Origin of the sequence: Massilia haematophila (assembly GCF_042647645.1) — a bacterium.
Lineage (GTDB): Bacteria > Pseudomonadota > Gammaproteobacteria > Burkholderiales > Burkholderiaceae_D > Telluria > Telluria haematophila.
Genome location: NZ_JBHRVV010000001.1, coordinates 1,201,547 through 1,227,682, shown reverse-complemented (window position 1 = coordinate 1,227,682; position 26,136 = coordinate 1,201,547). Strand labels below are relative to the sequence as shown.

Annotated in this window: 24 protein-coding genes; 13 read left to right on the top strand and 11 right to left on the bottom strand. The window is 67.6% G+C overall.

What is annotated here, in order from left to right:
- Positions 1–69 precede the first annotated feature (69 nt).
- Both ACFOPH_RS05520 and ACFOPH_RS05515 read right to left on the bottom strand, forming a co-directional pair.
- Entirely contained in the window at positions 70–3,156 is a 3,087-nt protein-coding gene (locus tag ACFOPH_RS05520; protein WP_379734047.1) for an efflux RND transporter permease subunit, read from the bottom strand.
- Entirely contained in the window at positions 3,153–4,355 is a 1,203-nt protein-coding gene (locus ACFOPH_RS05515; protein ID WP_312550703.1) for an efflux RND transporter periplasmic adaptor subunit, read from the bottom strand. Before ACFOPH_RS05515 ends, ACFOPH_RS05520 begins: the two co-directional genes overlap by 4 nt.
- A gap of 179 nt (positions 4,356–4,534) precedes the next feature.
- On the opposite strand from ACFOPH_RS05515, the gene hpnC reads away from it, so the two are divergent.
- From hpnC to ACFOPH_RS05480, 7 genes are all read left to right on the top strand, one after another.
- Entirely contained in the window at positions 4,535–5,353 is an 819-nt protein-coding gene (hpnC, locus tag ACFOPH_RS05510; RefSeq protein ID WP_379734044.1) for a squalene synthase HpnC, read from the top strand.
- A gap of 110 nt (positions 5,354–5,463) precedes the next feature.
- Entirely contained in the window at positions 5,464–6,297 is an 834-nt protein-coding gene (gene hpnD / locus ACFOPH_RS05505) for a presqualene diphosphate synthase HpnD (protein WP_312550700.1), read from the top strand.
- On the top strand, positions 6,284–7,729 hold the full coding sequence (gene hpnE, locus ACFOPH_RS05500) for a hydroxysqualene dehydroxylase HpnE (protein WP_379734042.1): 1,446 nt from the start codon (positions 6,284–6,286) through the stop codon (positions 7,727–7,729). The genes hpnD and hpnE overlap by 14 nt, the downstream gene beginning before the upstream one ends.
- A gap of 43 nt (positions 7,730–7,772) precedes the next feature.
- The gene (locus ACFOPH_RS05495; protein WP_312550696.1) at positions 7,773–7,922 is read left to right on the top strand and encodes a hypothetical protein; all 150 of its coding nucleotides are present in this window, start codon (positions 7,773–7,775) and stop codon (positions 7,920–7,922) included.
- A 10-nt stretch (positions 7,923–7,932) separates the two neighbouring features.
- Positions 7,933–8,754, top strand: a complete 822-nt coding sequence (locus tag ACFOPH_RS05490) for a DUF1700 domain-containing protein (protein WP_379734040.1) — start codon at positions 7,933–7,935, stop codon at positions 8,752–8,754.
- A gap of 9 nt (positions 8,755–8,763) precedes the next feature.
- Positions 8,764–9,567: a head GIN domain-containing protein gene (locus ACFOPH_RS05485; RefSeq protein ID WP_379734038.1), complete on the top strand. Its 804-nt coding sequence runs from the start codon at positions 8,764–8,766 to the stop codon at positions 9,565–9,567.
- A gap of 111 nt (positions 9,568–9,678) precedes the next feature.
- Entirely contained in the window at positions 9,679–10,686 is a 1,008-nt protein-coding gene (locus ACFOPH_RS05480; protein WP_379734036.1) for a hypothetical protein, read from the top strand.
- Between the two features lie 24 nt (positions 10,687–10,710).
- Here ACFOPH_RS05480 and ACFOPH_RS05475 read toward each other — a convergent pair whose 3' ends face one another.
- Both ACFOPH_RS05475 and ACFOPH_RS05470 read right to left on the bottom strand, forming a co-directional pair.
- Positions 10,711–11,055, bottom strand: coding sequence for a hypothetical protein (locus ACFOPH_RS05475; RefSeq protein ID WP_312550690.1), 345 nt, complete (start codon positions 11,053–11,055; stop codon positions 10,711–10,713).
- A gap of 54 nt (positions 11,056–11,109) precedes the next feature.
- Positions 11,110–12,351: a TIGR03862 family flavoprotein gene (locus ACFOPH_RS05470; protein ID WP_379734034.1), complete on the bottom strand. Its 1,242-nt coding sequence runs from the start codon at positions 12,349–12,351 to the stop codon at positions 11,110–11,112.
- Positions 12,352–12,490: 139 nt separating this feature from the next.
- Here ACFOPH_RS05470 and ACFOPH_RS05465 point away from each other — a divergent pair, with 139 nt between their 5' ends.
- The 5 genes from ACFOPH_RS05465 to dctP all read left to right on the top strand — a co-directional run bounded on the left by ACFOPH_RS05465 (position 12,491) and on the right by dctP (position 15,539).
- Entirely contained in the window at positions 12,491–12,877 is a 387-nt protein-coding gene (locus tag ACFOPH_RS05465) for a hypothetical protein (protein WP_379734032.1), read from the top strand.
- Positions 12,874–13,077 carry a helix-turn-helix transcriptional regulator gene (locus ACFOPH_RS05460; RefSeq protein WP_312550799.1) on the top strand — a complete coding sequence of 68 codons (204 nt, stop codon included), beginning with the start codon at positions 12,874–12,876 and terminating at the stop codon, positions 13,075–13,077. The genes ACFOPH_RS05465 and ACFOPH_RS05460 overlap by 4 nt, the downstream gene beginning before the upstream one ends.
- Positions 13,074–14,021, top strand: coding sequence for an alpha/beta fold hydrolase (locus ACFOPH_RS05455; RefSeq protein ID WP_379734030.1), 948 nt, complete (start codon positions 13,074–13,076; stop codon positions 14,019–14,021). The genes ACFOPH_RS05460 and ACFOPH_RS05455 overlap by 4 nt, the downstream gene beginning before the upstream one ends.
- 10 nt (positions 14,022–14,031) lie before the next feature.
- Positions 14,032–14,262: a hypothetical protein gene (locus ACFOPH_RS05450; RefSeq protein ID WP_379734028.1), complete on the top strand. Its 231-nt coding sequence runs from the start codon at positions 14,032–14,034 to the stop codon at positions 14,260–14,262.
- 257 nt (positions 14,263–14,519) lie between these two features.
- A complete protein-coding gene (gene dctP / locus ACFOPH_RS05445) occupies positions 14,520–15,539 on the top strand; it encodes a TRAP transporter substrate-binding protein DctP (RefSeq protein WP_379734026.1) in 1,020 nt (339 codons plus the stop codon).
- Between the two features lie 229 nt (positions 15,540–15,768).
- On the opposite strand, the gene moaD is transcribed toward dctP, so the two are convergent.
- From moaD to ACFOPH_RS05415, 6 genes are all read right to left on the bottom strand, one after another.
- Positions 15,769–16,026: a molybdopterin converting factor subunit 1 gene (gene moaD / locus ACFOPH_RS05440; RefSeq protein WP_379734024.1), complete on the bottom strand. Its 258-nt coding sequence runs from the start codon at positions 16,024–16,026 to the stop codon at positions 15,769–15,771.
- Positions 16,027–16,031: 5 nt separating this feature from the next.
- Positions 16,032–17,258 (bottom strand): molybdopterin molybdotransferase MoeA, encoded by a 1,227-nt coding sequence (locus tag ACFOPH_RS05435; protein ID WP_379737859.1) that lies wholly within the window; start codon positions 17,256–17,258, stop codon positions 16,032–16,034.
- 86 nt (positions 17,259–17,344) lie between these two features.
- The gene (thrC, locus tag ACFOPH_RS05430) at positions 17,345–18,820 is read right to left on the bottom strand and encodes a threonine synthase (RefSeq protein WP_379734022.1); all 1,476 of its coding nucleotides are present in this window, start codon (positions 18,818–18,820) and stop codon (positions 17,345–17,347) included.
- A 317-nt stretch (positions 18,821–19,137) separates the two neighbouring features.
- Positions 19,138–20,544, bottom strand: a complete 1,407-nt coding sequence (locus ACFOPH_RS05425) for an L-serine ammonia-lyase (protein WP_312550791.1) — start codon at positions 20,542–20,544, stop codon at positions 19,138–19,140.
- A gap of 47 nt (positions 20,545–20,591) precedes the next feature.
- Positions 20,592–21,548, bottom strand: coding sequence for an NAD-dependent epimerase/dehydratase family protein (locus ACFOPH_RS05420; protein ID WP_379734020.1), 957 nt, complete (start codon positions 21,546–21,548; stop codon positions 20,592–20,594).
- 26 nt (positions 21,549–21,574) lie between these two features.
- A complete protein-coding gene (locus ACFOPH_RS05415; RefSeq protein WP_312550788.1) occupies positions 21,575–22,789 on the bottom strand; it encodes a glycine C-acetyltransferase in 1,215 nt (404 codons plus the stop codon).
- A gap of 208 nt (positions 22,790–22,997) precedes the next feature.
- On the opposite strand from ACFOPH_RS05415, the gene ACFOPH_RS05410 reads away from it, so the two are divergent.
- Positions 22,998–23,576, top strand: a complete 579-nt coding sequence (locus ACFOPH_RS05410) for a helix-turn-helix domain-containing protein (protein ID WP_379734018.1) — start codon at positions 22,998–23,000, stop codon at positions 23,574–23,576.
- A 400-nt stretch (positions 23,577–23,976) separates the two neighbouring features.
- On the opposite strand, the gene ACFOPH_RS05405 is transcribed toward ACFOPH_RS05410, so the two are convergent.
- Positions 23,977–26,109: a prolyl oligopeptidase family serine peptidase gene (locus tag ACFOPH_RS05405; RefSeq protein ID WP_379734016.1), complete on the bottom strand. Its 2,133-nt coding sequence runs from the start codon at positions 26,107–26,109 to the stop codon at positions 23,977–23,979.
- Positions 26,110–26,136: the final 27 nt, after the last annotated feature.

Genomic DNA, 26,136 nt, shown 5'->3' with positions numbered 1-26,136 from the left:
TACCCGTAGGGTGGGTTCTCGAACCCACCAAAAGGCGCGCCCCAACCATCGAAGCGCGCCCTCTTCCGCTCAAGCCACCGGCTTCTTGACCCTGAACCACGCCGCATACAGCGCCGGCAGGAACAGCAGGGTCAGCGCGGTCGCCACCAGCAGCCCGCCCATGATCGCCACCGCCATCGGCCCCCAGAACACCGAGCGCGACAGTGGGATCATGGCCAGCGCCGCGGCGGCGGCCGTCAGCAGGATCGGCCGGCAGCGGCGCACCGCGGCCTCGACGATCGCGTCCCAGGCCTCGGCGCCGCCCTTGATGTCCTGCTCGATCTGGTCGACCAGGATCACCGAGTTGCGGATGATCATGCCGAACAGCGCGATCACACCCAGGTTCGCGACGAAGCCGAACGGGCGATCGAGGATCAAGAGCGCCATCGCGGCGCCGGCCACGCCCAGCGGACCGGTCAGGAACACCAGCAGCGAGCGCGAGAAGCTGTGCAGCTGCAGCATCAGCAGCGTGAACACGATGAACAGCACCAGCGGCACGTTGGCCGAGATCGAGGCCTCGGCTTCCGAACTGTCGGCGGCCGCGCCTTCGAGCGTGATGCGGTAGCCGGCCGGCAGCTGGGCGCGCAGGGCGGCCAGCTGCTCGCCGACCTGGGTCGAGACGGTCGGGCCCTGGATGCTGTCGACCACGTCGGACTGGACCATGATCGCCCACTCGCGGCCCTCGCGCCAGACCACGCCCGGCTCCCATACGAATTCGACGCGCGCCACCTGGCCGATGGTCACCGAACGGCCCGATGCGGTCGGGATATTCGTATCGCGCAGCACCGTGATGGTCGAGCGCTCCTCGACCGGCTGGCGCACCACGATGTCGATCAGTTCGTTGGTCTCGCGGAACTGGCCGACGGTGGTCCCCGACAGCACGGTGTTCACGGCGCGCCGCACCGATTGCGAGGTCACGCCCAGGGCGCGCAATTTATCCTGGTCGAGGTCGAGGCGCAGCACCTTCACCGATTCGTTCCAATTGTCGTTGACGCCGACCGCGTTCGGGTTCGCGCGCAGCACGTCCTTGACCTGGTCGGCCAGGCCGCGCACCACGCCGATGTCCGGACCGGCCACCTGGAACTGCACCGGATACGGCACCGGCGGCCCGTTCGGCAGCAGCTTGACGCGGCCGCGCACCTCGGGGAATTCGTTCCGGAAGACGTCCTGGATCTTCACGCGCAGCGCCTCGCGCTGGGCGACGTCCTTCGGCAGCACCACGAACTGCGAGACGTTCGACTGCGGGAAGATCTGGTCCAGCGGCAGGTAGAAGCGCGGGCTGCCGGTGCCGACATAACTCGTGATGCTTTCCACCTCCGGCTGCTTGCGCACGAAGGTCTCGAACTTCTTCACCAGCGCCTCGTTGGCGGCAAAGCTGGTGCCTTCCGGCAGCCACATCTCGACCATCAGCTCGGGGCGGCTCGAATCCGGGAAGAACTGCTTCTCGATGAACTTGAAACCGAACACGCCGAGGAAGAACACCGCCAGGCTGAGCACGATCGTGGTCCAGCGGAACTCGACGCACCAGGACACCAGGCGGCGGAAACGGCGGAAGCCCGGGGTGTCGAACACATCGTGCGAGGACTGGGCGTGGCCGTGCGGCGTCACCTTCAGCAGCAGGAAACCGATGTAGGGCGTAAAGGTGACCGCCACCACCCACGACACGATGAGGGCGATCGCGTTCACCGAGAACATCGAGAAGGTGTACTCGCCCGCCGCCGATTTCGCCAGGCCGATCGGCAGGAAGCCGGCGGCCGTGATCAGGGTCCCGGTCAGCATCGGGATCGCGGTCGAGGTGTAGGCGAAGGTTGCCGCCTCGAAGCGCGACAGGCCCTCCTCCATCTTGCGCACCATCATCTCGACCGCGATGATGGCGTCGTCGACCAGGAGGCCGAGGGCGATGATCAGGGCGCCGAGCGAGACCTTGTGCAGCGAGATGTCGAGCATGCGCATGAAGAGGAAGGTGATCGCCAGCACCAGCGGGATGGTCAGCGCCACCACCATGCCGGGCCGCACGTCGATGCGCAGCTTCGGCTTGGTGTGCAGGCCGAGCGCCAGGAAACTCACCGCCAGCACGATGACCACGGCCTCGACCAGCACGTGCATGAATTCGTTGACCGAGGCGGTGACCGCCTGCGGCTGGTTCGACACGCGTTCCAGTTCGATGCCGACCGGGAGCTGGGCGCGGATCCGCGCCACCGTCTCGTCCAGCGACTCGCCCAGCGCGATGATATTGCCGCCCTTCTCCATCGACACGCCCAGGCCGATCACTTCCTTGCCGTTGAAGCGCATTTTATCGGTCGGCGGATCCTGGTATTCGCGCTTGACCTGTGCGAAGTCGCCCAGGCGGAAGGTGGTGTTCCCGGCGCGCAGCTGCAGGTCTTCCAGCTCGCGCGTGGTGCGGATGGCGCCGGTGACGCGCACCTGCAGGTTGTCGGTCGGGGTGACCAGGACGCCGGCCGCCTCGACCTGGTTCTGGGTCGCGATCTGGTTGACGATCTGCTCGAAGGGCACGCCCAGCTGGGCGAACTTCTTGTTCGAGAACAGGATGTTGACCTTCTCGTTCTGCACTCCGAACTGCTCGACCTTGGCCACCAGCGGCACGCCGAGCAGCTGCTGGCGCACGAAGTCGGCGTAATCCTTCATCTCGGCATAGGTGAAGCCGTCGCCCGAGAGCGCGAAGATCGAGCCGTAGGTGTCGCCGAATTCGTCGTTGAAGAAAGGACCGATCACGCCCTGCGGCAGGGTGCCGGCGATGTCGCCGATCTTCTTCCTCACCTGGTACCAGGAATCCGGCACGTCCTTCGGCGGCGTCGACTCGCGCAGCTCGAGGATGATGGTGGTCTCGCCCGGTTTCGAGAAGCTGCGGATCTTGTCGACGTGGGGGGTTTCCTGGAGCTTCCTTTCCAGCTTGTCGGTGACCTGCTCGGCCATCTGCACCGCGGTCGCACCGGGCCAGATGGCGCGCACCACCATGGCGCGGAAGGTGAACGGCGGGTCCTCGTCCTGGCCCAGCTTCTGGTAGCTGAAGATCCCGCCGAGCAGCAGCGCGGCGATCAGGAAGCGCGTCAGCGGGATGTTCTCGAGCGCCCAGCGCGACAGGTTGAAGCCCTTCATTTGGCGGCTCCGCCGGCGGCGGAAGGAGCCGGAGCAGGAGCAGGAGCAGCGGCGGGCGCCGAAGCCGGCACGGGAGCGCCCGCGGCCTCGGCCTCGGTGTCGCCGCGGCGCGCCACGTCGCTCGTCAGGATGCGCACCTTCTGGCCATTCCTGAGCAGGTTGACGCCGGCCGTCACCACGGTCTGGCCGGGCTGGACGCCGGCGCCGAGCAGCACGTCGTTGCCGGCCTGGCCGGCGATCTGCACCGGCACCAGCTTGACGGCCCCGTTCTCGACGATCCAGACGCTGGTCACCCCCTTCTCGTGGTGCAGCGCGGTCAGTGGCGCGCGCAGGCCGCCGGCGCCCGAGCGGCCGGCGAACTGCACGGCGGCGGTCATCCCCAGGCGCACCTCGGGGCGCGGCGGGATCGCCACCTTGGCGGTGTAGGTGCGGGTCGCCGGATCGGCCACCGGCGAGACTTCGCGCACGCGGCCGGGAATCGCCTCGCCGGGATTGGCCCACAGGCGCACGTTGACCGTTGCGATGCGGCGGATCTCGTCGACCCGGTCTTCGGGAATGCCGATCACGACCTCCATCTCGTCGGTGCGCGCGACCCGCGCCACCGGCGTGCCGGCGTTCACCACCTGGCCGACCTCGGCATCGATGCCGGTGACCACGCCGTCGATGTCCGACACCAGGTTCGTATACCCGGCCTGGTTCGACTGCCCCCGGAAGGCGGCGCGCGCGGCGTCGGCTTCGGCCTGGGCCGCGCGCAGGGCGGCGCGCTTGGAATCGAGCACCGACTGGCTGACGAAGTTCTTGGCGCGCAGTTCCTGGTAGCGCTTGTAGTCGGAGTTGGCCAGGTCGCGGTTGGTCTCGGCCGCGCGCAGGCTGGCCTGGGCCTGGCTGGCCGCCAGCTTCAGGTCCTGGGGATCGAGCTGCATCAGCACGTCGCCCTTTTTCACCACCGCGCCGACGTCGACCTTGCGCTCGACGATCTTGCCGGCCACGCGAAAACCAAGGCGCGACTCGATGCGCGGGCGCACCTCGCCCGAGAACTCGGCGTTCACGCCCAGTTCGTCCTGGGCCAGGACGATGGCGCGCACCGGGCGTACGTCTTCGGGTTTCTTTTCGTCCTTCGAGCAGGACGACAGGAGCAGCGCGCAGAGCGGCAGGGCAAGGACGGCAAGCGGCCGGCGCAGTCGGATCGGGGCGGACACGGGTGTTTTTCCTCTTCAATTCGTTGTCGGATACGGACAGCCCGCGAGGGAGCTCCGGGCAGTGCGCCATATCTCTTCGGAAAGCCGCTGCATTATTCCACGCAAAGGGCTGTCCCGAGGCCCGGCAATTATAATCATGCAAATACTTAGCGTAAATGACCTATAAGTCATTGATTTGCATGCCAGTCGATCACTACGAAAACTTCCCTGTCGCCTCCATCCTGATGCCGCGCCGCCTGGTGCCGGCGGTCGAAGCCATCTATGCCTTTGCCCGCGGCGCCGACGACGTCGCCGACGAAGGCGATGCCACGCCCGCGGAACGCCTGGCCGGCCTGGCCGAGTATGCGGCCGCGCTCGACGCCATCGAACGCGGCGACACGCCGGCGCGCCCGGTGTTCGCGCGCCTGGCCACCGTGGCACGGGAGTTCGACCTGCCGCTGCAACCGCTGCGCGACCTGCTCTCGGCCTTCCGCCAGGACGTGGTCACCACCCGCTACCCGGACTATGCCGCGCTGCTCGACTACTGCCGGCGCTCGGCCGATCCGGTCGGGCACCTGATGCTGGCCCTGTACGGCGCGGTCGACGAACGCAACCTGGCCGATTCGCATGCGATCTGCAGCGCCCTGCAGCTGATCAACTTCTGGCAGGACGTGGCGATCGACCTCGCGAAGGGCGACGCGGGCCGCATCTACCTGCCGCTGGAAGACCTGGCGCGCTTCGGCGTCGGCGAGCACGACTTGCGCAGCGGCGCGGACACGCCCGCCTGGCGCGCGCTGATGGCGTTCGAGGTCGAGCGTGCGCGCGCACTGATGCTGCAGGGCGCGCCGCTGGCCAGGCGCCTGCCGGGACGGATCGGCTGGGAACTGCGCCTGATCGTCCAGGGCGGCCTGCGCATCCTGGAGCGCATCGAGCACGCCGGCTACGACGTGTTCCGGCGCCGGCCGAAGCTGGGCAAGCTCGATTACCTGGTGATGCTTGCCCGTGCAGTGCGGATGTAAATTCACGCTATAGACGCGGTATGTAGACGATAAAACACCGATTGGCGGCCCCCGCCGTGCGCGCTTCGGCTAAGATAGCGGATTCGCATCGCCAATATTGCAACTTTTACATGTCTCCTGACGAATACTGCCAGCAAAAGACTGTCCAGAGCGGTTCCAGCTTCTACTACAGCTTCCTGTTCCTCGAACCGGCGCGCCGGCGCGCGATCACCGCGCTGTACGCGTTCTGCCGCGAGGTCGACGACACCGTCGACGAGGCCACCGACGGCTCGGTCGCGCGCATCAAGCTGGCCTGGTGGCGCACCGAAGTGTCGACCATGTACAAGGGCACGCCGACCCATCCGGTCACCCAGGCCCTGCAACCCCACGTCGCGACCTATCGCCTGGAAGAGCAGCACCTGCAGGCGATCATCGACGGCATGGAGATGGACCTGGACCAGAGCCGCTACCTCGACTACGCCGGCTTGACGCGCTACTGCTGGCACGTGGCCGGGGTGGTCGGCATCCTCTCGGCCAGCATCTTCGGTTACACCCAGCCCCAGACCCTGGCCTACGCCGAGAAACTGGGCCTGGCCTTCCAGCTGACCAACATCATCCGCGACGTCGGCGAAGACGCGCGCAAGGGCCGCATCTACCTGCCGGTCAACGAGCTGCAGCAGTTCGGGGTGACCGCCGCCGACCTGCTCAATTCCCGCCACAGCGAGAAGTTCGAGGCGCTGATGCGTTTCCAGACCGAGCGCGCGCAGAAGATGTACGACGAAGCGCTCGCGCTCCTGCCGAAGGAAGACCGGCGCGCCCAGCGTCCCGGCCTGATGATGGCGGCGATCTACCGTACCCTGCTCGATGAGATCGCGCGCGACGGCTACCACGTCCTGAGCCAGCGCATCTCGCTCACGCCGCTGCGCAAGCTCTGGCTGGCGTGGAAGACCTATGTGCGCAGCTAAATCGGGCAAAGGCGCCGATCTCGATGTCGCCGTCGTCGGCGGCGGCTGGGCCGGCTGCGCCGCCGCCGTCGAACTGGCCGACAAGGGCGCCCGCGTCACCGTGTTCGAAGCGGCGCGCACCCTGGGCGGGCGCGCCCGCGGCGTCGAACTGCAGGGCAAGATGCTCGACAACGGCCAGCACATCCTGCTTGGCGCCTACGACCAGACCCTGAAGCTCGTCAAGCGCGTCGGCGTCGATCCGGCCGCGGCCCTGCTGCGCCTGCCGCTGCAGATGCGCTATCCGGCCGGCGCCGGCGGCATGGACTTTGTCGCGCCGCGCCTGCCGGCGCCCTGGCACATGGTCGTCGCCCTGTGGCGTGCGAAGGGCCTCGAGCGCGAGGACAAGATGGCGCTGGCGCGCTTCACCACCAGCGCGCGCTGGATGGGCTGGCGCCTGAACGACGACGTGCCGGTGAGCGTGCTGCTGGCGCGTTTCGACCAGACCCCGCGCCTGATCCGCCTGATGTGGCAGCCGCTATGCCTGGCGGCGCTGAACACCCCGCTCGAGCGGGCCTCGAGCAACGTCTTCCTGGCCGTGCTGCGCGATAGCCTGGGCGCGCACCGCGCCGCCTCCGACATGCTGATCCCGCGCCTGGAACTGGGCGCCCTGTTCCCGCAGGCCGCCGCGCGCCATATCGAGCGCCGCAGCGGCGCCGTGCATGCCGGCGCCAAGGTCGGCGCCATCGCCCGCACCGCGGCCGGCTGGGAGGTGAAGGCGAACGGGCAGGCGAACGGCCAGGCGTCCGGCGGCGACTGGCGGCGCTTCGACGCGCTGGTGCTGGCGACGCCGCCGGCGGCCGCCGGCGCACTACTTACGCCGCTACCCGAGGCCGCCGCCCTCGCGGCCCAGCTCGCTGCCTTCGACTACGAGCCGATCTCGACCTGCTACCTGCAATACGACGAAGCGCTGCGCCTGCCGTTGCCCTTCTGCGCGCTGCTGGAAGACCCGGCCGCACGGCGCTTCGGCCAGTTCGTGTTCGACCGCGGGCAGCTCGATCCCGGCCAGGGCGGCCTGCTGGCGGTCGTGATCAGCGCCGCCGGCGCCGCCGCGGCGCTCGACCAGGACGCCCTGGCCAGCCTGGTGGCAAGCCAGCTGGCGCAGGCCTTCGGCCAGCCGTCCCTGGCCACGCCGCGCTGGAGCCGGGTGATCACCGACAAGCGCGCCACCTTCGCCTGCCTGCCCGGCCTGTCCCGTCCGGGCAACGCCAGCGGCCTGCCGGGCCTGGTCCTGGCCGGCGACTACACCGCCAGCGACTACCCCGCGACCCTCGAGTCGGCGGTGCGCAGCGGCCAGGGCGCGGCGACGGCCATCCTCGCCTACGGCCGGCTGGCCCGCGAAAACGGCAGCCTGTCGCACGGCGGTGGCGCCACGCCGGCCGGATCCGTACAGTAGCAATATCGCGCTTTACATCGGAAACCGGATCGTGGACTCGGACATGACTTACCAACTTGGATTACGCCTGCTGGGCCTGCTGGCCCTGGTTGCCGCCAGCACCGCGGTGCTGGTCGCCCCCGAACTGATCGGCGGCCACCCCGGCGCCACGGTGCCGGCCCTCGGCTCGATGTTGTCGTTCGGGCATCCCTGAGGCGGGCCGGATGGGCAAACTGGAATACCTCGACGCGCTCAAGCGGGCCATGCTCGGCCTGCCGCCCGAGCTGCAGGCGAAGACCCTGGCCTGGTACGAGCAGCGTTTCGTCGACGGCACCGCCGCCGGCCGCCAGGAAGCCGAGATCGCAAGCGAACTCGACGACCCGAAGAAGGTCGCGCTGACCCTGCGCGCCAACAGCCACATGGCCGCCTTCGCCGAACAGAAGAACCCGGCCAACCTGCTGCGCGTGTGCGCCTCCGCCCTCGGGCTGCTGGTGTTCAACCTGTTCATGGCAATCCCGGCCGCCGTCTTCGGTTCGCTGCTCGCCGCGCTCTACATCGGCGCGCTGGGCTTCTACGTGAGCGGCATCGCGATCACCGCCAGCGGCCTGTCGGGCGCCAACGAACTGGTGCTGGACGGGCCGCTGCGCCACGTCAGCATCGACGACGGCGCGCCCGAACGCGTGCGCGCGCGCATCTCGATCAGCGAGACCGGCATCACGATCGACGACGGCGACGATGCGCTGGACGGGCCTGCGCCGCCCAGCGGCGCGGCAGCCGGCACCGATCCCGATTCCGGTGCGGATGCGGAGCTCGACCGCGACGAGACCTCGCGCGTCGTGCGCGGCGCCGAACGCATGGCCGGCAGCAGCCTGCGCATCTCGACCGAGCTGGACGAGGATTCGCGCATGACCCAGACCGTGCTCGGACTGGGCATGGTGCTGGGCGGGATCGTGCTGTTCCTGGTCTCGATCGTGGTCACGCGCTACGCCGCCCTCGGCGTGAAACGCTACCTGCAGATGAACCTGTCGCTGCTGCGGGGAGCCTGAACGATGTCGATGCGCGCCCTGATCCGGATCGGCCTGAGCCTGCTGGTCCTCGCTTTCGTGCTGATCGGCCTGTCCTACACCGTGCTGCGCGCCCAGGGCACGGCCGCGCGGCCCGCAGGCCGGTCGCTCACCACCGATACCCGCCCTCTCGCGCGCGGCGTGCACGCGATCGAACTGAATGCCCCGGTCGACCTGAGCGTGCGCTACGGCCCGCAACCCGCGCTGGTGGTGCGCGGCGAGCAGCGCCTGCTGCAGAACATCGAGACCGTCGCCAGCGGCGACACCCTGCGCATCGCCACCCGCGGCCTCATGCTGCGCCACCGCCAGCCGCTGGAGGTCGAAGTCACCCTGCCGATGCTCGATTCGCTGAGCGTGGACGGCAGCGGGGACACGCGGGTCAGCGGCTTCTCGGGCGAGCGTATCGCCCTCTCCCTGAACGGCTCGGGCAGCCTGCAGTTCGTGGGCCGCTACCGCGAGGCGCGGGCGGCGCTGCACGGCAGCGGCGAACTGAGCCTCGACGCCGGCAACAGCGACAGCATCGAGGCCGAACTGATGGGCTCGGGCGCCATGAGCCTGGCCGGCGCCACGCGCCGCTTCAAGCTCGATGCCAGCGGCTCCGGCATGCTCGAGGCCCAGCGCCTGCGGGCCGACGAGGCGCAACTGCGCCAGACCGGCTCGGGCAACGCCACCATCACCGTGCGCGAGAAAGTGACGGCCTCGGTCAGCGGCAGCGGCGACATCGACGTGCACGGCGAGCCGTCGCAGCGCAGCGTCAGCCGCACCGGCAGCGGGACGGTGCACTTCGTCGAGTAGGCAGGACTGGCGGTGACAATGCGCGCATTTTCGGGCGCATCCGCTTGCTACACTGTCCGATTCTCACGAACCCGTACCGGCCTGCGCTTCGCCGCAGGAACCCGCCGCCCCATGCTCCAGATGCCTTGGACGACCAAACACCTTTGCCTGGGACTCGTATTGGCCGGCGCCTGCGCCGCGCCACATGCGCAGGCCGCGCCGAGCATACCGGGGCCGCCGGCACCGCCACCGCAGCGCTTGCAAGCGGCCTGCAGTCTCGATGCGCTGCCGGATGCCTCGCTCGACCATGTGCACGTGCGTGCCTGGCCAGCCCTGCCGGGCGATCTTCCCTATTACGAAGCGCGCTCCGCCCTGACCGGCGCACGCGTCCGGATCTACCATGATCCCGACCTGGCCCCTGCGGCGGCGGCAAAGTCGGCTTGCCTGATGGGGATGCTCGATCTGTTGTCGGGCGTCGTACCGGAAGCGCGCCGCGGCATGGTGTGGTCGCCGATGGTCATCACCCGCAACGCCGACTACATTCCGCTAAAACAAGACGGCGAATTGCGCTGGCCGAACGTCTTCTCCGGCACCGGCTGGTCGCCGGCGGCGCTCGATTTCCTGATGAACGTGATGCCGCACGAGGAAGTCCACCTGATCCAGCGCGCCAGCGGTGCCAGCTGGCCACGCTGGTTCGAGGAGGGGCACGCGGAGTGGGCCAACCTGCAGGTGACTGAACAGGTCAACCCGGACAGCGCCCGCGAACAACGCGAACTGCGCATGCAGGATTTGCGTAGACTGGACGCGCCGCGGCTCGGCGCCTGGGGCGGCCTGAGCGTCAAGCCGGAGGCCATCGAGCGCCAGTTGTCGCCCGAAGACCGCGAACGCCGTGCCAAGGACCCGTCCTACAATCCGCCAGGCCCTTTCAAGTTCGGTTCCGACGACCTTATGCAGGACAATGCGGACGAGCTGGGGCGCTACGGCGCCGCACTCGCGCTCTTCGACGGTCTGGAACAACGGCACGGGCGGGCTGCCGTGCGTGCATGGGTGAGTGCAGTCCTCGCGAGCAAGGACGCCGGGCAGATCGCACCGCTGGCGCGGCAACTGCTCGGCGAAGACATTGCGCAGCTGCTGGACTAGCCGGCGCGCCGGGCGGGCGCCGGATTAGCCCTGGGCCGGGTCGGCCTGCTTCCGCGGCGCCTGCTCGATCAGCCGCTCCAGCCGCTCGCTCGGCGAGGGACGGATGGTCGCCGCCGAGGAGCGCAGGCAGTCGGTCACCTCGGCGCGGACCGGCTCGCGGTCGACCACGTTGCAGGTCAGGGCCAGCTCGACGAGCAGGTTGCGGTCGTCCTGCGGCATGGTCTCGATGGACGGCCAGACGACGGCCAGCTGGCTCATGGTGGACGCCGAATGCCGGTTGAGCATGAACTTCGCGCCGACGGCGCCGAACAATGCGAGGACGACGAGGATCCCGACCAGTAGAAGGATGCTCGGTTGTTGCTTGGACATGGTATTCCCTTGGTAATTCCAGTTGCGGCGCAGGGCCGATCTCGATGTGAACAATCAGGCGCGGGCGAGCCAGCGCAGCACGCCCGCCCCGGCCGCGCGGCCGCTGCCGAAGCAGGCGGTCAGCAGGTAGCCGCCGGTGGGCGCTTCCCAGTCGATCATTTCGCCGGCGGCGAACACGCCAGGCAGGGCCTCGACCATGCCGTCGGCGTCGAGCGCCTCGAAGCGCAGGCCGCCGGCGCTGCTGATGGCCTCGTCGATGGGACGGGTGCGCTTCAGGACCAGCGGCAGCGCCTTGATCGCCGTGGCCAGCCGCTCGGGGTCATTGTAGCTTGCCGCGTCCAGGCATTCGCGCAGCAGGCCCGCCTTCACGCCCTTGATGCCGAGCCGGCTTTGCAGGTGGCTGGACATCGAGCGCGAACCGCGCGGGCGCAGCACCTCGGCGCGCACCCGCTCGGCATCGTGGTCGGGCGCCAGGTCGAGCCAGATGGTGGTCGCGCCGCGCGCGGCGACCTGGTCGCGCAGCGGCGCCGACAGGGCATACACCAGGCTGCCCTCGATGCCGGTGGCGGTGACCACGAACTGGCCCTGGCGCCGCGCGCGCCGGCCGTCGCGGTCTTCGTAGACTATCGCCACGGTGGTAAGCGGCGCGCCGGCGTGCCTGTCGCTGAAGTGGGCGCTCCAATCGGTATCGAAACCGCAGTTCGAAGGGACCAGCGGCGCGACCTCGGCGCCGCGCGCGGCCAGCAGGGGGACCCAGGCGCCGTCCGAACCAAGCCTGGCCCAGCTGGCGCCGCCCAGGGCCAGGACGGTGGCGTCGGGCGCGGCCGTCGCTTCGCCCTCGGGCGTGGCGAACACCAGGCTGCCATCGCGCCAGCCCTGCCAGCGGTGGCGCATGTGGAAGCGCACGCCGGATTCGCGCAGGCGGTGCAGCCAGGCGCGCAGCAGCGGCGCGGCCTTCATATCGGTCGGGAACACGCGCCCGGAGGTGCCGACGAACGTGTCGATACCCAGGCCGTGGATCCAGTCGCGCACCTGCTGCGGCGTGAAGTCGCCGAGCCAGCGCGCTACTTCGCCGCTGCGCGCGCCGTAGCGGGCGACGAAGTCATTGTAAGGCTCGGAATGCGTGATGTTCATGCCGCCCTTCCCGGCCAGCAGGAACTTGCGCCCGACCGAGGCCATCGCGTCGTAGACGTCGACCGTCACCCCGCCCGCGGCCAGGACTTCGGCCGCCATCAGGCCGGCGGGGCCGCCTCCGATGATGGCGACGCGGGGCTGGGACGGGTTGGATGCGGACATGCTGGCTGGCTGGTGGAATCGAAGAGCGGCATTGTAGCCGGGATTGGGCCCGGCCGGACAATGTAAAGGGTACTTGACACCGGTATCGGCCCGGAATAGCATGTAAAGCATACTTTACATCGCAGTCCGGGAGCGGCACATGCACGAGAAACGCGTCACCAGGGCCTACCACCGCGAGCTGTTCGGCGCGCTGGCGCTCTACACGGCCTTGCTGTTTGCCGCCATCCATTACGGCCGGCCGATGCCGGACGGCGTGTTGCGCAATGTCGTGCTAGTCAGCCCGATGATCGGCTTCGGCGCCGGCATCTGGGCCATCGCCCGCCACCTGGCGCGCATCGACGAATATTTGCGCCGGCAGATGCTGGAGAACATCGCGCTCGCCGCGGCCATCACCGCCGGCCTGAGCTTCACCTACGGCTTCCTCGAAAACGCGGGCTTTCCGCGCCTGTCGATGTTCACGGTCTGGTGCGTGCTGTGCGGCGCGACCGGCGTCGTCGCGCTCGTGCGCAAATTGATCGACAAATGAAAAACCTGATCCGCGACCTGCGCGCCGAACGCGGCTGGAGCCAGGCCCACCTGGCCGAGCTGCTCGACGTCTCGCGCCAGACCGTGATCGCGATCGAAAACGGGCGCTACGATCCCAGCCTGCCGCTCGCCTTCGCCATCTCCAGGCTGTTCCAGCAACCCATCGAATCGATCTTCACCCCCGACCAGGAGCCAGCATGAAAGCCTCGTTGTTCGCATTGACCGTCGCGGTCGCCATTCCCATCGCCGCGCCCGCCTGGGCCCAGCAGCAGCCCGCTCAGCAGGCCGAGCCGGCCAACCGCTTCGCCGCCACCATCGCCCCCGCCGAGCGCTTCGAGGTGCAGGGCATGCTGGTCGAGCGCCACGGCCAGGGCGGGCGCCCGTTGATCCTGATCCCGGGCCTGGGCGGCGGCAGCTGGGTCTGGCAAGAAACGGTGCGCGACTTCGCCGGCGGCCGGGCCGTCTACGTGGTCACCCTCCCCGGTTTCGACGGCCGGCCGGCCCCCGCCGGCGACCCGATCGAGGGCGCGCGGCGCGCCCTGCTCGAGTTGATCGCGACGCGCAAGCTCGACAAGCCGGTGCTGGTCGGCCACAGCATCGGCGGCACGCTGGCCCTGGCGCTGGCCGAGATGCAGCCGGCGCGCATCGGCGGCGTGGTGTCGATCGACGGCCTGCCGGTCTTTCCCGGCACCGAGGACGTCCCGGCGGACCAGCGCCTGCGGGTGGCCGAAGGCATGGGCGCGCGCATGGCCGCCGTCAGCGGCCCGGCGTTCGCCGAACAGCAGAAACGCTACATGCGCAGCATCGGCGTGGTCGACATGAACAAGGCCGACGAACTGGCCAGGCTCGGCGCGCGCAGCGACCCGCAGGCGATGGCGGCCTATGTCTCGGGCATCGTCGCGCTCGACCTGCGCCCGAACCTGGCGGCGATCGCGGCCCCGGTGCTGGTGCTGGCGCCCTACTTCGCCCTCGACGCCATGCAGACCGGGGTGGCCGCGGACCAGAAGCTCGCGTATTATCGTGCGCTGATGAAGGGCACGCCGCGTGTAGAGGTGATCGCGGTCGACAACGCGCGCCACTTCGCCATGTTCGACCAGCCGCGCGCCGTCAGCGACGCCCTGCGCGCCTTCCTCAAGAACCTGTAAGGAGCAGACCATGCCCAGCACCACCCACTGGATCGGCCAGTACCTGTTCGCCGTCGCCTCGATGTTCGCGCTGCTGCTGGCGGTCGACGTGCTGATGCGCGGCGAAGCCTTTGCCCGCGCCTGGCCCTCGGCCCTGGCCTGGTCGGCGGTCGCCTCGGCGCTGTTCGTCGGCCGGCGCTACTACATCATGCGCAAGGGGATGGACTGCGCGGTCTGCGAGCGACTCGACAAGAAAAAGTAAGCGCTTTTCCTCCTTGATGTGTATCAGCGCCGCCCGGTTCGGTGGCGCCGATACTGCCCCTCCAGACAGTAGTCCGGGCGTGTTATTCACCATGCATTTGTCAAGACAATAATATTCTTCTTGACAAGCATGTTCATGGGAATATTCTTATAGGCTCGAAAGTGAACGATGATTTCCCTCGATGGAGTCACGATTCGCCCGGTACTTCGGTTTAATCATCTTGGAGGATGAGTATGTCGGAAATGTCACGGCCGTCCATGGCCCGTAGGACAGTGCTGGGCGCAATCGCGTCCAGTCCCCTTTGGATGCACGGCGCCTGGGCCGCTTCCCAGGCGATGCGCATCTCGCACCAGTTCCCCGGCGGCAGCATCACGGAAGGCGACTTCCGCGACCGCCTGTGCCGCATGTTCGCGACCCAGGTCGAAAAACGCACGCGCGGCAGCCTGAAGTTCTCGATCTATCCCAACTCGGCGCTGATGGCCCCGAACGCCCAGTTCGGCGCACTGCGCAAGGGCGGACTCGACCTGGCGCTGGTGCCGCTGTCCTACGCCGGCGCCGAGGCGCCGGAAGCCAACATCGGCCTGATGCCGGGCCTGGTCACGTCCTACCAGCAGGGCTACGGCTGGAAGAACGCCGAGGTCGGCAAGGAGCTCACCCGCATCCTCGACGAGCATGGCCTGGTCGTGGTCAGCTGGATCTGGCAGGCCGGCGGCGTCGCCTCGCGCGGCGCGGAGCCGATCCTGCGTCCGGAACAGGTGCAGGGCCTGAAGGCGCGCGGCGGCTCGCGCGAAATGGACATGATCCTGCAGGACGCCGGCGCCACCATCGTCAACGTGCCGTCGAACGAGATCCACAACGCCATGAAGAGCGGCGCGCTCGACGCCGCCTTCACCTCGTCGACCTCGCTGATCACGTTCCGCCTGCACGACGTGGCGCGCTCGCTGACCACCGCGCGCGGCGGCGGCTACTGGTTCATGTTCGAGCCGCTGCTGATGTCGAAGACGGTGTTCGCGCGCCTGACGAAGCAGCAGCAGGCGGCCGTGATGGAAGTCGGCGCCGACCTTGAGAAATTCGCGCTGCGCATGGCGATCGCCGACGACCAGCAGGTCGCGGGCTATTACGCACGCGCCGGCGCGCGCGTGGCCGACATGGACGCGGAGTCGCTGCGCCAGTGGCAGGAAGTGGCGCGCACCACCGCCTGGCGCGACTTCGGTGGGCGCAGCGACAACTGCGCGAAGCTGCTGGCGCTGGCGGAGAAGCAGATCGCGGCGCTGTAGGCCGGATAGCGTTGCGGCTAGCGGGGCCGTACCATACCGCGTGGACTCGGGAGTCCACCCTACGAACGGCGCCAGGCTGCCGCCCGAGTAGTTGGCGTATCCCGTAGGGTGGGCATTCGTGGTGCTGGCATCTAGCCAGCCCCACTGCCCACGCGGATTCAAACCACCATTGGCGGCACAGGCAACAGCCCCACGACGCGCGAAAACCGCGTCGTGGTCGGCGCACGTGTCACCCCCCCGTCACCGGCGGGAAGAATGCCACCTCGCCACCCGCCTGGATCGGCGTCTCCGGCGCGCACATGACGTGATTGAAGGCCATGCGCAGCGCGCGCTGCTGCCCCAGGGCCTCGGCCCAGGCGCCGCCGCGGGCGACCAGGTGCTCGCGCACCTGGCCGACGGTGCGCACGGTGTCGGGCAGTTCGATGCATTCCTGGGCGAGGCCCAGGGCCTCGCGCACGGACGCGAAAAATCGCAGTTCGATAAGCATGGTGTTCAGTACTGGAGTTCGGCGAAGGGAATGAAGCGCACGATGTCGCCCTCGTTGATGACGCGTCCCGGCGGATTGTCGACCAGGCCGTCGCCCCACACGGTGGAGGTCAGCACGCCCGAGCCCTGGTTCGAGAACAGCTCCAGGCCGCCGCCGGCGTTGACGCGCACGCGCAGGAATTCGTTGCGGCGGTCGGCCTTGGGCAGGCTGAAGTCGGCGCGCATCTGGTAGGCGCGCGGCTCGACCGGCCCGCTCACGCCCTGCAGGCGCAGCAGGAAAGGCCGCACGAACAGCAGGAAGGTGATGAAGCTCGACACCGGATTGCCCGGCAGGCCGATGAAGAACGATGAACCGCCCCCCTCTTCCCTGCGCACCTGGCCAAAGGCGAGCGGCTTGCCCGGCTTGACCGCGATCTGCCACATGTTCAGCTGCCCTTCCGCTTCCACCGCCGGCTTGACGTGGTCCTCTTCGCCGACCGAGACGCCGCCCGAAGTGATGATCAGGTCGTGCTCGCGCGCCGCCGCGCGCAGGGTGGCGCGGGTCGCGTCCAGCGAATCGGGCACGATGCCGTAGTCGGTGATCTGGCAGCCGAAGTTCTCCAGCAGGCCGCGCAGGGTAAAGCGGTTCGAGTTGTAGATGGCGCCGGGCGCCAGCTGGCCGCCCGGGGCTTCGCCCGGCATGGTCAGCTCGTCGCCGGTGAAGAACACGGCCACGCGCAGGCGCCGGCGTACCGGCAAGGTGGCCAGGCCGACCGACGCCGCCAGGCCCAGTTCCTGGCTGCGCAGGCGCGTGCCGGCCGCCAGGATGGTCGCGCCGGCGACAATGTCCTCGCCGGTGCGGCGGATCCATTCGCCCGCCTTTGGCGTGTGGCGGATGACGACGTTGTCGCCCTGGACTTCGCACTGCTCCTGCATCACCACCGCGTCCGCGCCGGGCGGGATCAGGGCGCCGGTGAAGATGCGGGCGGCGCTGCCGGGCTCCAGCGGCGCGCCGACCGTGCCGGCCGGGATGCGCTGGGCGACGCGCAGGCTGGCGCCGCCGTTGATGCAGTCGGCTGCGCGCACCGCGTAGCCGTCCATCTGGGTATTGTCGGCGGAAGGGACATCGATGGTCGAGGCCTGGTCGAGGGCCAGCACGCGGCCGTTGGCTTCGAGCGTGGGCACCTGTTCGACATCGGCCACCGGCACGGCGCAGGCCAGCAGGGTATCGAGCGCCTCGCGCACGCTGAGCATGGGACGTGGGGCGGGCTTGTCGTTCGCCGGCTTCTCGGCCGCCGGCTTGTCGGCCGCGAGTTGGTCTTTTGTTGCGGTCATGGTTCTTACAGTCCGGTGTGCGCGGCGATGAAGGTCTTCATTTCGTCGACGTTCGGCCGCATCAGCACGAATTTCTGGGGCAGCGCCTCGAGCTCCTCGAAGCCGGCCGGGCGCGGCGCGTCCGTGCCCAGGGCTTCCAGGATGGTTTCGTTGAACTTCGCGGCCAGCGCCGTTTCCAGCACGATCATCGGCACGCCGGGCTCGATGTGCTCGCGCGCGACCTTGATGCCGTCGGCGGTGTGGGTGTCGATCACGATGCCGTAGTCGTCGTAGGCCATGCGGATGGTCTCGAGGCGGTCGGCATGCGTCGACTTGCCCGAGACGAAGCCGTATTCGCCGACGCGCGCGAACTCGTCGCCGTCGCTGCCCGGGGCGCCGGACAGGTCGAACCCGCCGTGGGTCTCGACCTTGCGGAACAACGCGTGGGTGCGCTCGCTGTCGCGCCCGACCAGGTCGTAGACGAAGCGCTCGAAGTTGGATGCCTTCGAGATGTCCATCGACGGGCTGCTGGTGTGGAAGGTCTCGGCGCTTTTCCGCACGCGGTAGACCCCGGTGCGGAAGAATTCGTCGAGCACGTCGTTCTCGTTGGTGGCGACCACCAGTTTGTCGATCGGCAGGCCCATCATGCGGGCGATATGGCCGGCGCAGATGTTGCCGAAGTTCCCCGACGGGACGGTGAACGAGACCTTCTGGTCGTTGCTGCCCGTCGCCGCCAGGTAGCCGCGGAAGTAGTACACGACCTGGGCCACCACGCGCGCCCAGTTGATCGAGTTGACGGTGCCGATCTTGTGGCACGCCTTGAAGGCCAGGTCGCTGGAGACGGCCTTCACCATGTCCTGGCAGTCGTCGAACACGCCTTCGACCGCGATGTTGAAGATGTTCGGATCCTGCAGGCTGAACATCTGGGCGGTCTGGAAGGCGCTCATCTTGTTCGCCGGGGACAGCATGAACACGCGCACGCCGCGCTTGCCACGCATCGCATACTCGGCGGCGCTGCCGGTGTCGCCCGAGGTGGCCCCAAAAATGTTCAGCTCGTCGTTGTCGTTCGCCAGCGCGTATTCGAACAGGTTGCCCAGCAGCTGCATGGCCATGTCCTTGAAGGCCAGGGTCGGGCCGTTCGACAGCGCCTGCAGCACCAGCTTGCGTCCGCCTTCGTCTTCCAGCACGCGCAGCGGCGTGATGTCCTTCGCGGACTCGTCGGCGCGCGCGTTGCGGTAGACCTCAGGCGTATAGGTCTTGCTGGTCAGCGCCCTCAGGTCCGCGTCCGGAAAATCGGTCGCGAATTTGCGCAGGATCTCGTAGGCCAGTTCGGCGTACGACAGCTTGCGCCAGGCGTCGAGCTCCGCGCCGCTGACGCGCGGGTACTCGGCCGGCATGAACAGGCCGCCATCGGGGGCCAGGCCGCCGAGCAGGATCGAGGAAAAGGTTTCCTGATTACGGGAAGCGGACGCGCTCGTAGCGCGGGTAGACACATATTGCATACGTTAATGGATCCGGTTGGCTGGCGTTGATCCATTTATTATAGTGCGGCCCGGCCGATCACGTCTGTGCGGCCGAGATTGGTGTGGTGGGGATTGAAACGGAACGGCGTCGGCGCTGTTGAAGACCGTAGGGTGGGCACGCCGTGCCCACGCGGATGCCGGCGTTGTGCCGGAGGGCTTCGAATCGAAAAAGACGCGTCGCGGCAGCGCCTTGGAAGCATACAGGTAACGCGTCGGTTTCGGGTTTTTCGTGTGCGACTACTGTGCCGCCGTTCGCGTGGGCACGGGGTGCCCACCCTACGGGTGCCGCCGGCCTCTCAGCAAGCCGCGTGATTCACCGTCACCACGTGCACCGCCAACCCGCCCAGCGAGGTCTCCTTGTACTTCGCCTGCATGTCGGCGCCGGTCTGGCGCATGGTCTCGATCACGTTGTCGAGGCTCACGAAATGCGTGCCGTCGCCCTTCAGCGCCAGCGAGGCCGCGGTGATGGCCTTGATCGCGCCCATGCCGTTGCGCTCGATGCAGGGGATCTGCACCAGGCCGCCGATCGGGTCGCAGGTCATGCCGAGGTGGTGCTCGATACCGATCTCGGCGGCGTTCTCGATGCGCTCGTTCGAACCGCCGAGCGCCGCCACCAGCCCCGCCGCCGCCATGGCGCAGGCCACGCCGACCTCGCCCTGGCAACCGATCTCGGCGCCCGAGATCGAGGCGTTCTTCTTGCACAGCATGCCGATCGCGGCGGATGTGAGCAGGAAGTCGCGGATGCCGCCCACCGGATCGCTCGGGCGGCAGTCCTCGGCGTAGTAGCGCAGCACGGCCGGGATGATGCCGGCCGCGCCGTTGGTCGGCGCCGTGACCACGCGCCCGCCCGCAGCATTCTCTTCGTTGACCGCCATCGCGTACAGGGTCACGTGGTGGGTGGCGTCGTGCGGTAGTTCGTTGACGCGCTTGCCCTCCGTGCAGTGGGCCTGCTTCCACAGGCGCGCGGCGCGGCGCTTGACGTTCAGGCCGCCCGGCAGCTGCCCTTCGGTGACCAGGCCGTGGGCGATGCAGTCGCGCATCGTGGTCCAGATGCGGTCCAGGCCGGCGTCGAGCTCGGCCTCGCTCATGCGCGCCAGTTCGTTCGCGCGCAGCATGTGAGGGATCGACAGGCCGTGCTTCCTGCCCTGCTCCAGCAGCTCGTTCATGGTGTCGAAGGGATAAGGCACCGCGAGCGCCGGCGCGTTTGCCGTCTCCGCCGCCTCCACCATCCGCGCCTGCGCCTCGCCGGCCGCGGTGATGAAGCCGCCGCCGACCGAGTAATAGATGCGTTCGATCACGCTGCCATCAACCAGCTGCAGCACGAAGCGCATGCCGTTCGGGTGTTCGGGCAGGGTCGAGGACTTGTGCCAGACCAGACCAGTGCGCGCAGAGAACGGCACCTCTTTCGTCCCCAGGAGGCGCAGCACGCCGTCCAGTTCCGCTTCGGCCAGCTTGTCCTCGACGCTGTCGGGATCGATGTCCTGCGGGGTCTCGCCCATCAGGCCCAGGATCACCGCCTTGTCGGTGGCGTGGCCGACGCCGGTCAGCGCCAGCGAGCCGTAGAGGTGGGCTTCGACGCCGACCGCCTCATCGAGGCTGCCGCATTCGATCAGGAAGCGGCGCGCCGCCACCATCGGGCCCACCGTGTGGGAGCTCGACGGGCCGATACCGATCTTGAAAAGATCGAAAACGCTCATGTCCATCTGTTTGTCTCGCTATGTTCTTTTTTATTATTGTGTGTATCGTGGATTCAGGCGGTGGCGCCGACGTCGATGTTCTCGAGCATGCTGGCGACCATTTCCTCGATCCCGATCTCGGCCTTCCAACCCCAATCGCTCGTGGCACAACTGTCGTCCAGGCTCTTCGGCCAGGTGTCGGCGATCGCCTGGCGGCTGTCCGGCTTGTAGGCGATCTCGAATGCCGGCACGGCCTGCTTGATCGCGGCGGCCAGTTCGCGCGGGTTGAACGAGACGCCGGCGACGTTGTACGAGGAGCGGATCGCCACTTTCTCGGCCGGGGCCTCCATCAGCTCGATGGTAGCGCGGATCGCATCCGGCATGTAGATCATCGGCAGCGTGGTTTCCGGTCCGAGGAAGCACTCGTAGGTTTCGCCCTTGAGGGCCGAGTGGAAGATCGCGATCGCGTAGTCGGTGGTGCCGCCGCCCGGTGGCGACTTGTAGCTGATGATGCCCGGGTAGCGGATCGAGCGCACGTCCACGCCGTACTTGGCGTGGTAGTACTCGCACAGGCGCTCGCCGGCGAGTTTACTGATGCCGTAGATCGTGGTCGGGTCCATGATCGTGTACTGGGCGGTGTTCTCGGCCGGGGTGTTCGGGCCGAAGGCGGCGATCGACGACGGCCAGAACACCTTCAGCGGTTTGCCGGCTTCCCCGCGCTCGCGGGCGACTTCCAGGATGTTCAGCAGGCCGTCCATGTTCAGGGTCCAGGCCCTCAAAGGCGCCTTTTCGCCGGTGGCCGACAGCAGCGCCGCCAGCTGGTAGACCTGGGTCACGCCTTCGTCGGCGACGACGGCCGCCAGGCGTTCCTTGTCCAGCACGTCGAGCTGGGCGTAGCGCGCGGCGCCGTAGACGTTGTTGCTGCCGATGTCGGTGGCGAGGACGTTATCGGCGCCGTGTTTTTCCGCCAGTGCGGTGACCAGTTCGCTGCCGATCTGGCCGTTGGCGCCGATGATGAGAATGCGTTCCATGTACTCTTGTTCCTTGAAGCCGGTGATTAGTTATTCTTGAGGATGCCCAGTTCGCGGCCGGCCTGTTCGAAGGCGGCCAGCACCTTGTCGAGCTGTTCGCGGGTGTGCGCGGCGGAGAGCTGGACGCGCACGCGCGCCTGGCCCATCGGCACCACCGGGTAGAAGAAGCCCGACAGCAGCACGCCCAGTTCGAACATGCGCGCCGCAAATTTTTGCGCCACCGGCGCGTCGAACAGCATCACCGGCACCACCGGGTGGGTGCCCGGCTTGATGGTGAAGCCGATGCGCTCGATCTCGCTGCGGAAGTAGGCGGTGTTTTCCATCAGGCGGTCGCGCAGCTCGGTCGACTTGCTGATGCGCTCCAGCACCGACAGCGAGGCACCGGCGATCATCGGCGCCAGGGTGTTCGAGAACAGGTAAGGCCGCGACTTCTGGCGCAGGGTCTCGATGACCTCCTTGCGACCGGAAGTGAAGCCGCCCATCGCGCCGCCCAGGGCCTTGCCCAGGGTGCCGGTGATGATGTCGATCTTGCCCAGCACGCCGCAGTGCTCGTGGGTGCCGCGCCCGGTCGCGCCCATGAAGCCGGAGGCATGCGATTCGTCGACCAGGGTCAGGGCGCCGTATTTTTCGGCCAGCTCCACGATCTTGTCGAGCTGGGCGATGGTGCCGTCCATCGAGAACACGCCGTCGGTGACGATCACTTTATGACGCTTGCCGGCCTCAGTGGCGGCGATCAGCTGCTTCTCGAGGTCGGCCATGTCGTTGTTGGCGTAGCGGTAGCGCGCGGCCTTGCACAGGCGGATGCCGTCGATGAGCGAGGCGTGGTTCAGCGCGTCCGAGATGATGGCGTCGTTCTCGTCGAACAGCGGCTCGAACACGCCGCCGTTGGCGTCGAACGCGGCCGCGTACAGGATGGTGTCCTCGGTACCCAGGAACTTCGACAGGGCCTGCTCCAATTCCTTGTGCACGGTCTGGGTGCCGCAGATGAAGCGAACCGACGACAGGCCGTAGCCGTATTGCGCCAGCGCGGCTTCGGCCGCCTTTTGCGTATCGAGGTCGCCCGACAGGCCCAGGTAGTTATTCGCGCACATGTTGATCAGGGTGCGGCCGTCGTCGGCCACGACTTCGGCGCCCTGGCGCGACGCCAGCACGCGCTCGGGTTTGAACAGGCCCTGGTCGCGCAGCGTGGCGAGGTTCTGCTGCAGGCCGGTGTAAAACGCGTTCTTCCCTTGTTCGCTCATGTCATTTCCCTGTCGGTGATGCCGGCTTGACCGGCTGTTGGACTATGCTGTACCGTTGACCGCTCGTCGTACCGATTCGCTGCCTTGCCACGTTTTCGGTATTTCGAACTGAAATTCAATATAATGAATATTACGCCGACCTGTTGAACTTAGCAAGCTGACTTGGCAAGGTCGGGCGGTCCGTCAATTAATAGAGCTGCCTGTCGAGATGAAAACCGTGGTCACGACCAATAACGCCCCGCCGGAAGTCGGCGCCACCCTGCAGCGCCTGCGCCTGGCGCGCGGCCTGACGCTGGAAGACCTGTCGCGCATCGCGGGGGTATCGAAGTCGATGCTGTCCCAGATCGAGCGCGAAAAGGCCAATCCTACCATCGCCATCACCTGGCGTCTGGCGAACGCCCTGGGCGTGCAGATCGGCGAGCTGCTGGCGTCGGAAACGCGCGAAGTCGAGGCGATCCGCGTGCTCGACGCCCACGAGACCCCGACCCTGCCCGGCGCCCACGCCGGCTACACCCTGCGCATCCTGGGGCCGATGGAGCTGGCCGGCCAGTACGAATGGTACGAGCTGACCCTGGCGCCGGGCGGCGCGTTGGCCTCGCAGGCCCACGATCCGGGGACCAAGGAGCACATGACGGTGCTCAACGGCTCGCTCGAGATCGAGGTCGGGACGTCGAAACGCAAGGTCAAGGCGGGTGGGACGGCCCGCTATCCGGCGGACCAGGATCATGTGATCCGGAATCTGGGGAAGACCGAGGCGAAGGCGCTGCTGGTGGTGGTGCATCGGTAGCCGTCGGTCGAGGCTGCTCTTTTTTGATCCGACATTTGTTTTCACCTGATAACAAATGTTTATAGGAACCACCACGGCACGACCGCCGTACCGCGTGGACACAGGTGTCCACCCTACGCCACGCCGAACGCCAACAATGGAACCGGAACCGAGAACTTCGTCGGCCGTACCGCGTGGGTACAAGTACCCACCCTACGCCCTTGCGACGACTAACGAAGAAACGCAGTCGGTAGGGTGGACACCTGTGTCCACGCTGTCGTGCTCGTGATCTGCCCCACGCTCACGGCGCCGCCTCCGCTGCTGTAAAAAACAAAAAATCGGGCCAGCCGAATCTCCCGATTCGCTGGCCCGACCTCTTTTGCGGATCAGGCGGCCGTCGCGCCGCCCGATTCATCGCCGATTACATCTTCAGCGCCTTGCTCAGGAAGCCCCAGCGATCCGCCACTTCCTCGATCTGCTTGGCGGTCGGCTTGCCCGCGCCGTGCCCGGCCTTGGTGTCGATGCGGATGATCATCGGGTTGCAGCCGGCCTGGGCCGCCTGGGCGGCGGCGGCGAACTTGAAGCTGTGGGCCGGTACCACGCGGTCGTCGTGGTCGGCGGTGGTGACCATGGTCGCCGGATAGCTTGTCCCCGGCTTCAGGTTATGCAGCGGCGAGTACTTGACCAGGGCCTTGAACTCGTCCGGGTTCTCCGACGAGCCGTAGTCCGAGGTCCAGGCCCAGCCGATGGTGAACTTGTGGAAGCGCAGCATGTCGAGCACGCCGACCATCGGGATCGCGGCGCCGAACAAGTCCGGGCGCTGGGTCATCGCCGCGCCGACCAGCAGGCCGCCGTTGCTGCCGCCGCCGATCGCCAGCTTCGACGGCTGGGTTACCTTGTTCGCGACCAGCCACTCGGCGGCGCCGATGAAGTCGTCGAACACGTTCTGCTTCTGCAGCTTGGTGCCGCCCTGGTGCCAGGATTCGCCGTACTCGCCGCCGCCGCGCAGATTGGCCACGACGTAGACGCCGCCCATTTCCATCCACGCCAGGTTCGCCGGCGAGAAGGCAGGCAGCATCGAGATGTTGAAGCCGCCGTAGCCGTAGAGGTAGGTCGGGTTGTTGCCGTCGAGTTTCAGGCCCTTCTTCGACACGATGAACATCGGCACCTTGGTGCCGTCGCGGCTGGTGAAGAACTGCTGGCGGGTTTCATAGGCGTTCGGGTCGAAGTCGACCTTCGGCTGGCGGAACACGCTGGTTGTGCCGCTCTTCATGTCGAGACGGTAGATGGTCGTCGGGGTGGTGAAGCCGGTGAACGAGAAGAAGGTCTCCGTGTCGCCGCGCTTGCCGGTGAAGCCCGAGACCGAACCGATGCCCGGCAGTGCGATCTCGCGCACCAGCTTGCCCTTGAGGTCGCTGACGCGCACGACGCTGCGTGCATCCTTCAGGTATTCGGTGATGATCCGGTCGCCGATGATGTGGGCGCCATTGAGCGTCTCGGCCGTTTCCGGAATGATTTCCTTCCACTGGCTTTCGGCCGGCTTGCGCACGTCGATGGCGACGATGCGCTGGCGCGGGGCCTTGCGGTCGGTACTGAAGTAGAACACGTCGCCGACGTTGTCGATGAAGTCGTAGGCGGCGTCGAAATTGTCGATCAGCGGCACGACCTTCGAATCCGGCCTGGACAGGTCCTTGTAGAAGATGCGGTACTTGTGGGCGGTGCCCTTGGTCGCCGTGATCAGGAGGTACTTGCCGTCGTCGGTGGTCTGGGCGCGGAAGCCCCATTCCTTCTCGTCCGGGCGGTCGTAGACCAGGGTGTCGGCGCTCTGCGGCGTGCCGATCTTGTGATAGTAGAGCTTCTGGTGGTAGTTGACGGCGGCCAGCTTGGTCGCTTCCGTCGGCTCGTCGTAGCGGCTGTAGAAGAAGCCCTTGCCATCCTTGGTCCAGGCGGTCTGCGAGAACTTCACCCACTTCAGGTGGTCATCCAGGTCCTTGCCGGTCTCGATGTCGCGCACCTTCCACTCGTTCCAGTCCGAACCCGAGGCGGCGGTGCCGTAGGCGAGCAGCTTGCCGTCCGGGCTCACTTCCGCGCCGGCCAGGGCCACCGTACCGTCGGCGGCCAGGGTGTTCGGATCGAGCAGCATGCGCGGCTGGTCGTCCAGCTTCTTCATCGTGTACAGCACGGACTGGTTCTGCAGGCCGTCGTTGCGGCTGTAGAAATAGCGTCCGCCTTCTTTCGAGGGCACCGAGTAGCGCTCGTAGTTCCACAGCTTGGTCAGGCGCTGGCGGATCGCCTCGCGCTGCGGGATCTGGCCCAGGTAAGCCTGGGTCACCGCGTTCTGGGCATCGACCCATTGCTTGGTCTCGGCGCTGTTGGCGTCTTCCAGCCAGCGGTAAGGATCGGCGATGGTGGTGCCGTGGTAGTTGTCGACCTGGTCGACCTTCTGGGTGACCGGGTACTTCATCGGACCGCCCGGGCAGGATGCGGTATCGGCGGCGTGGACGCCGAAGGCCATCATCAGGGCTGCGGCGAGCGTTGCGTGTCTCATGTGCATATTCTTCTCGAAACGTGGTGTCATGAA

Excerpts from the sequence above, each read along its gene's own strand:
- ACFOPH_RS05520 (WP_379734047.1), bottom strand. The coding sequence starts at position 3,156 with ATGAAGGGCTTCAACCTGTCGCGCTGGGCGCTCGAGAACATCCCGCTG.
- hpnC (WP_379734044.1), top strand. The coding sequence starts at position 4,535 with ATGCCAGTCGATCACTACGAAAACTTCCCTGTCGCCTCCATCCTGATG.
- hpnD (WP_312550700.1), top strand. The coding sequence starts at position 5,464 with ATGTCTCCTGACGAATACTGCCAGCAAAAGACTGTCCAGAGCGGTTCC.
- hpnE (WP_379734042.1), top strand. The coding sequence starts at position 6,284 with ATGTGCGCAGCTAAATCGGGCAAAGGCGCCGATCTCGATGTCGCCGTC.
- ACFOPH_RS05495 (WP_312550696.1), top strand. The coding sequence starts at position 7,773 with ATGACTTACCAACTTGGATTACGCCTGCTGGGCCTGCTGGCCCTGGTT.
- ACFOPH_RS05490 (WP_379734040.1), top strand. The coding sequence starts at position 7,933 with ATGGGCAAACTGGAATACCTCGACGCGCTCAAGCGGGCCATGCTCGGC.
- ACFOPH_RS05485 (WP_379734038.1), top strand. The coding sequence starts at position 8,764 with ATGCGCGCCCTGATCCGGATCGGCCTGAGCCTGCTGGTCCTCGCTTTC.
- ACFOPH_RS05480 (WP_379734036.1), top strand. The coding sequence starts at position 9,679 with ATGCTCCAGATGCCTTGGACGACCAAACACCTTTGCCTGGGACTCGTA.
- ACFOPH_RS05475 (WP_312550690.1), bottom strand. The coding sequence starts at position 11,055 with ATGTCCAAGCAACAACCGAGCATCCTTCTACTGGTCGGGATCCTCGTC.
- ACFOPH_RS05470 (WP_379734034.1), bottom strand. The coding sequence starts at position 12,351 with ATGTCCGCATCCAACCCGTCCCAGCCCCGCGTCGCCATCATCGGAGGC.
- ACFOPH_RS05465 (WP_379734032.1), top strand. The coding sequence starts at position 12,491 with ATGCACGAGAAACGCGTCACCAGGGCCTACCACCGCGAGCTGTTCGGC.
- ACFOPH_RS05460 (WP_312550799.1), top strand. The coding sequence starts at position 12,874 with ATGAAAAACCTGATCCGCGACCTGCGCGCCGAACGCGGCTGGAGCCAG.
- ACFOPH_RS05455 (WP_379734030.1), top strand. The coding sequence starts at position 13,074 with ATGAAAGCCTCGTTGTTCGCATTGACCGTCGCGGTCGCCATTCCCATC.
- ACFOPH_RS05450 (WP_379734028.1), top strand. The coding sequence starts at position 14,032 with ATGCCCAGCACCACCCACTGGATCGGCCAGTACCTGTTCGCCGTCGCC.
- dctP (WP_379734026.1), top strand. The coding sequence starts at position 14,520 with ATGGCCCGTAGGACAGTGCTGGGCGCAATCGCGTCCAGTCCCCTTTGG.
- moaD (WP_379734024.1), bottom strand. The coding sequence starts at position 16,026 with ATGCTTATCGAACTGCGATTTTTCGCGTCCGTGCGCGAGGCCCTGGGC.
- ACFOPH_RS05435 (WP_379737859.1), bottom strand. The coding sequence starts at position 17,258 with ATGCTCAGCGTGCGCGAGGCGCTCGATACCCTGCTGGCCTGCGCCGTG.
- thrC (WP_379734022.1), bottom strand. The coding sequence starts at position 18,820 with ATGCAATATGTGTCTACCCGCGCTACGAGCGCGTCCGCTTCCCGTAAT.
- ACFOPH_RS05425 (WP_312550791.1), bottom strand. The coding sequence starts at position 20,544 with ATGGACATGAGCGTTTTCGATCTTTTCAAGATCGGTATCGGCCCGTCG.
- ACFOPH_RS05420 (WP_379734020.1), bottom strand. The coding sequence starts at position 21,548 with ATGGAACGCATTCTCATCATCGGCGCCAACGGCCAGATCGGCAGCGAA.
- ACFOPH_RS05415 (WP_312550788.1), bottom strand. The coding sequence starts at position 22,789 with ATGAGCGAACAAGGGAAGAACGCGTTTTACACCGGCCTGCAGCAGAAC.
- ACFOPH_RS05410 (WP_379734018.1), top strand. The coding sequence starts at position 22,998 with ATGAAAACCGTGGTCACGACCAATAACGCCCCGCCGGAAGTCGGCGCC.
- ACFOPH_RS05405 (WP_379734016.1), bottom strand. The coding sequence starts at position 26,109 with ATGCACATGAGACACGCAACGCTCGCCGCAGCCCTGATGATGGCCTTC.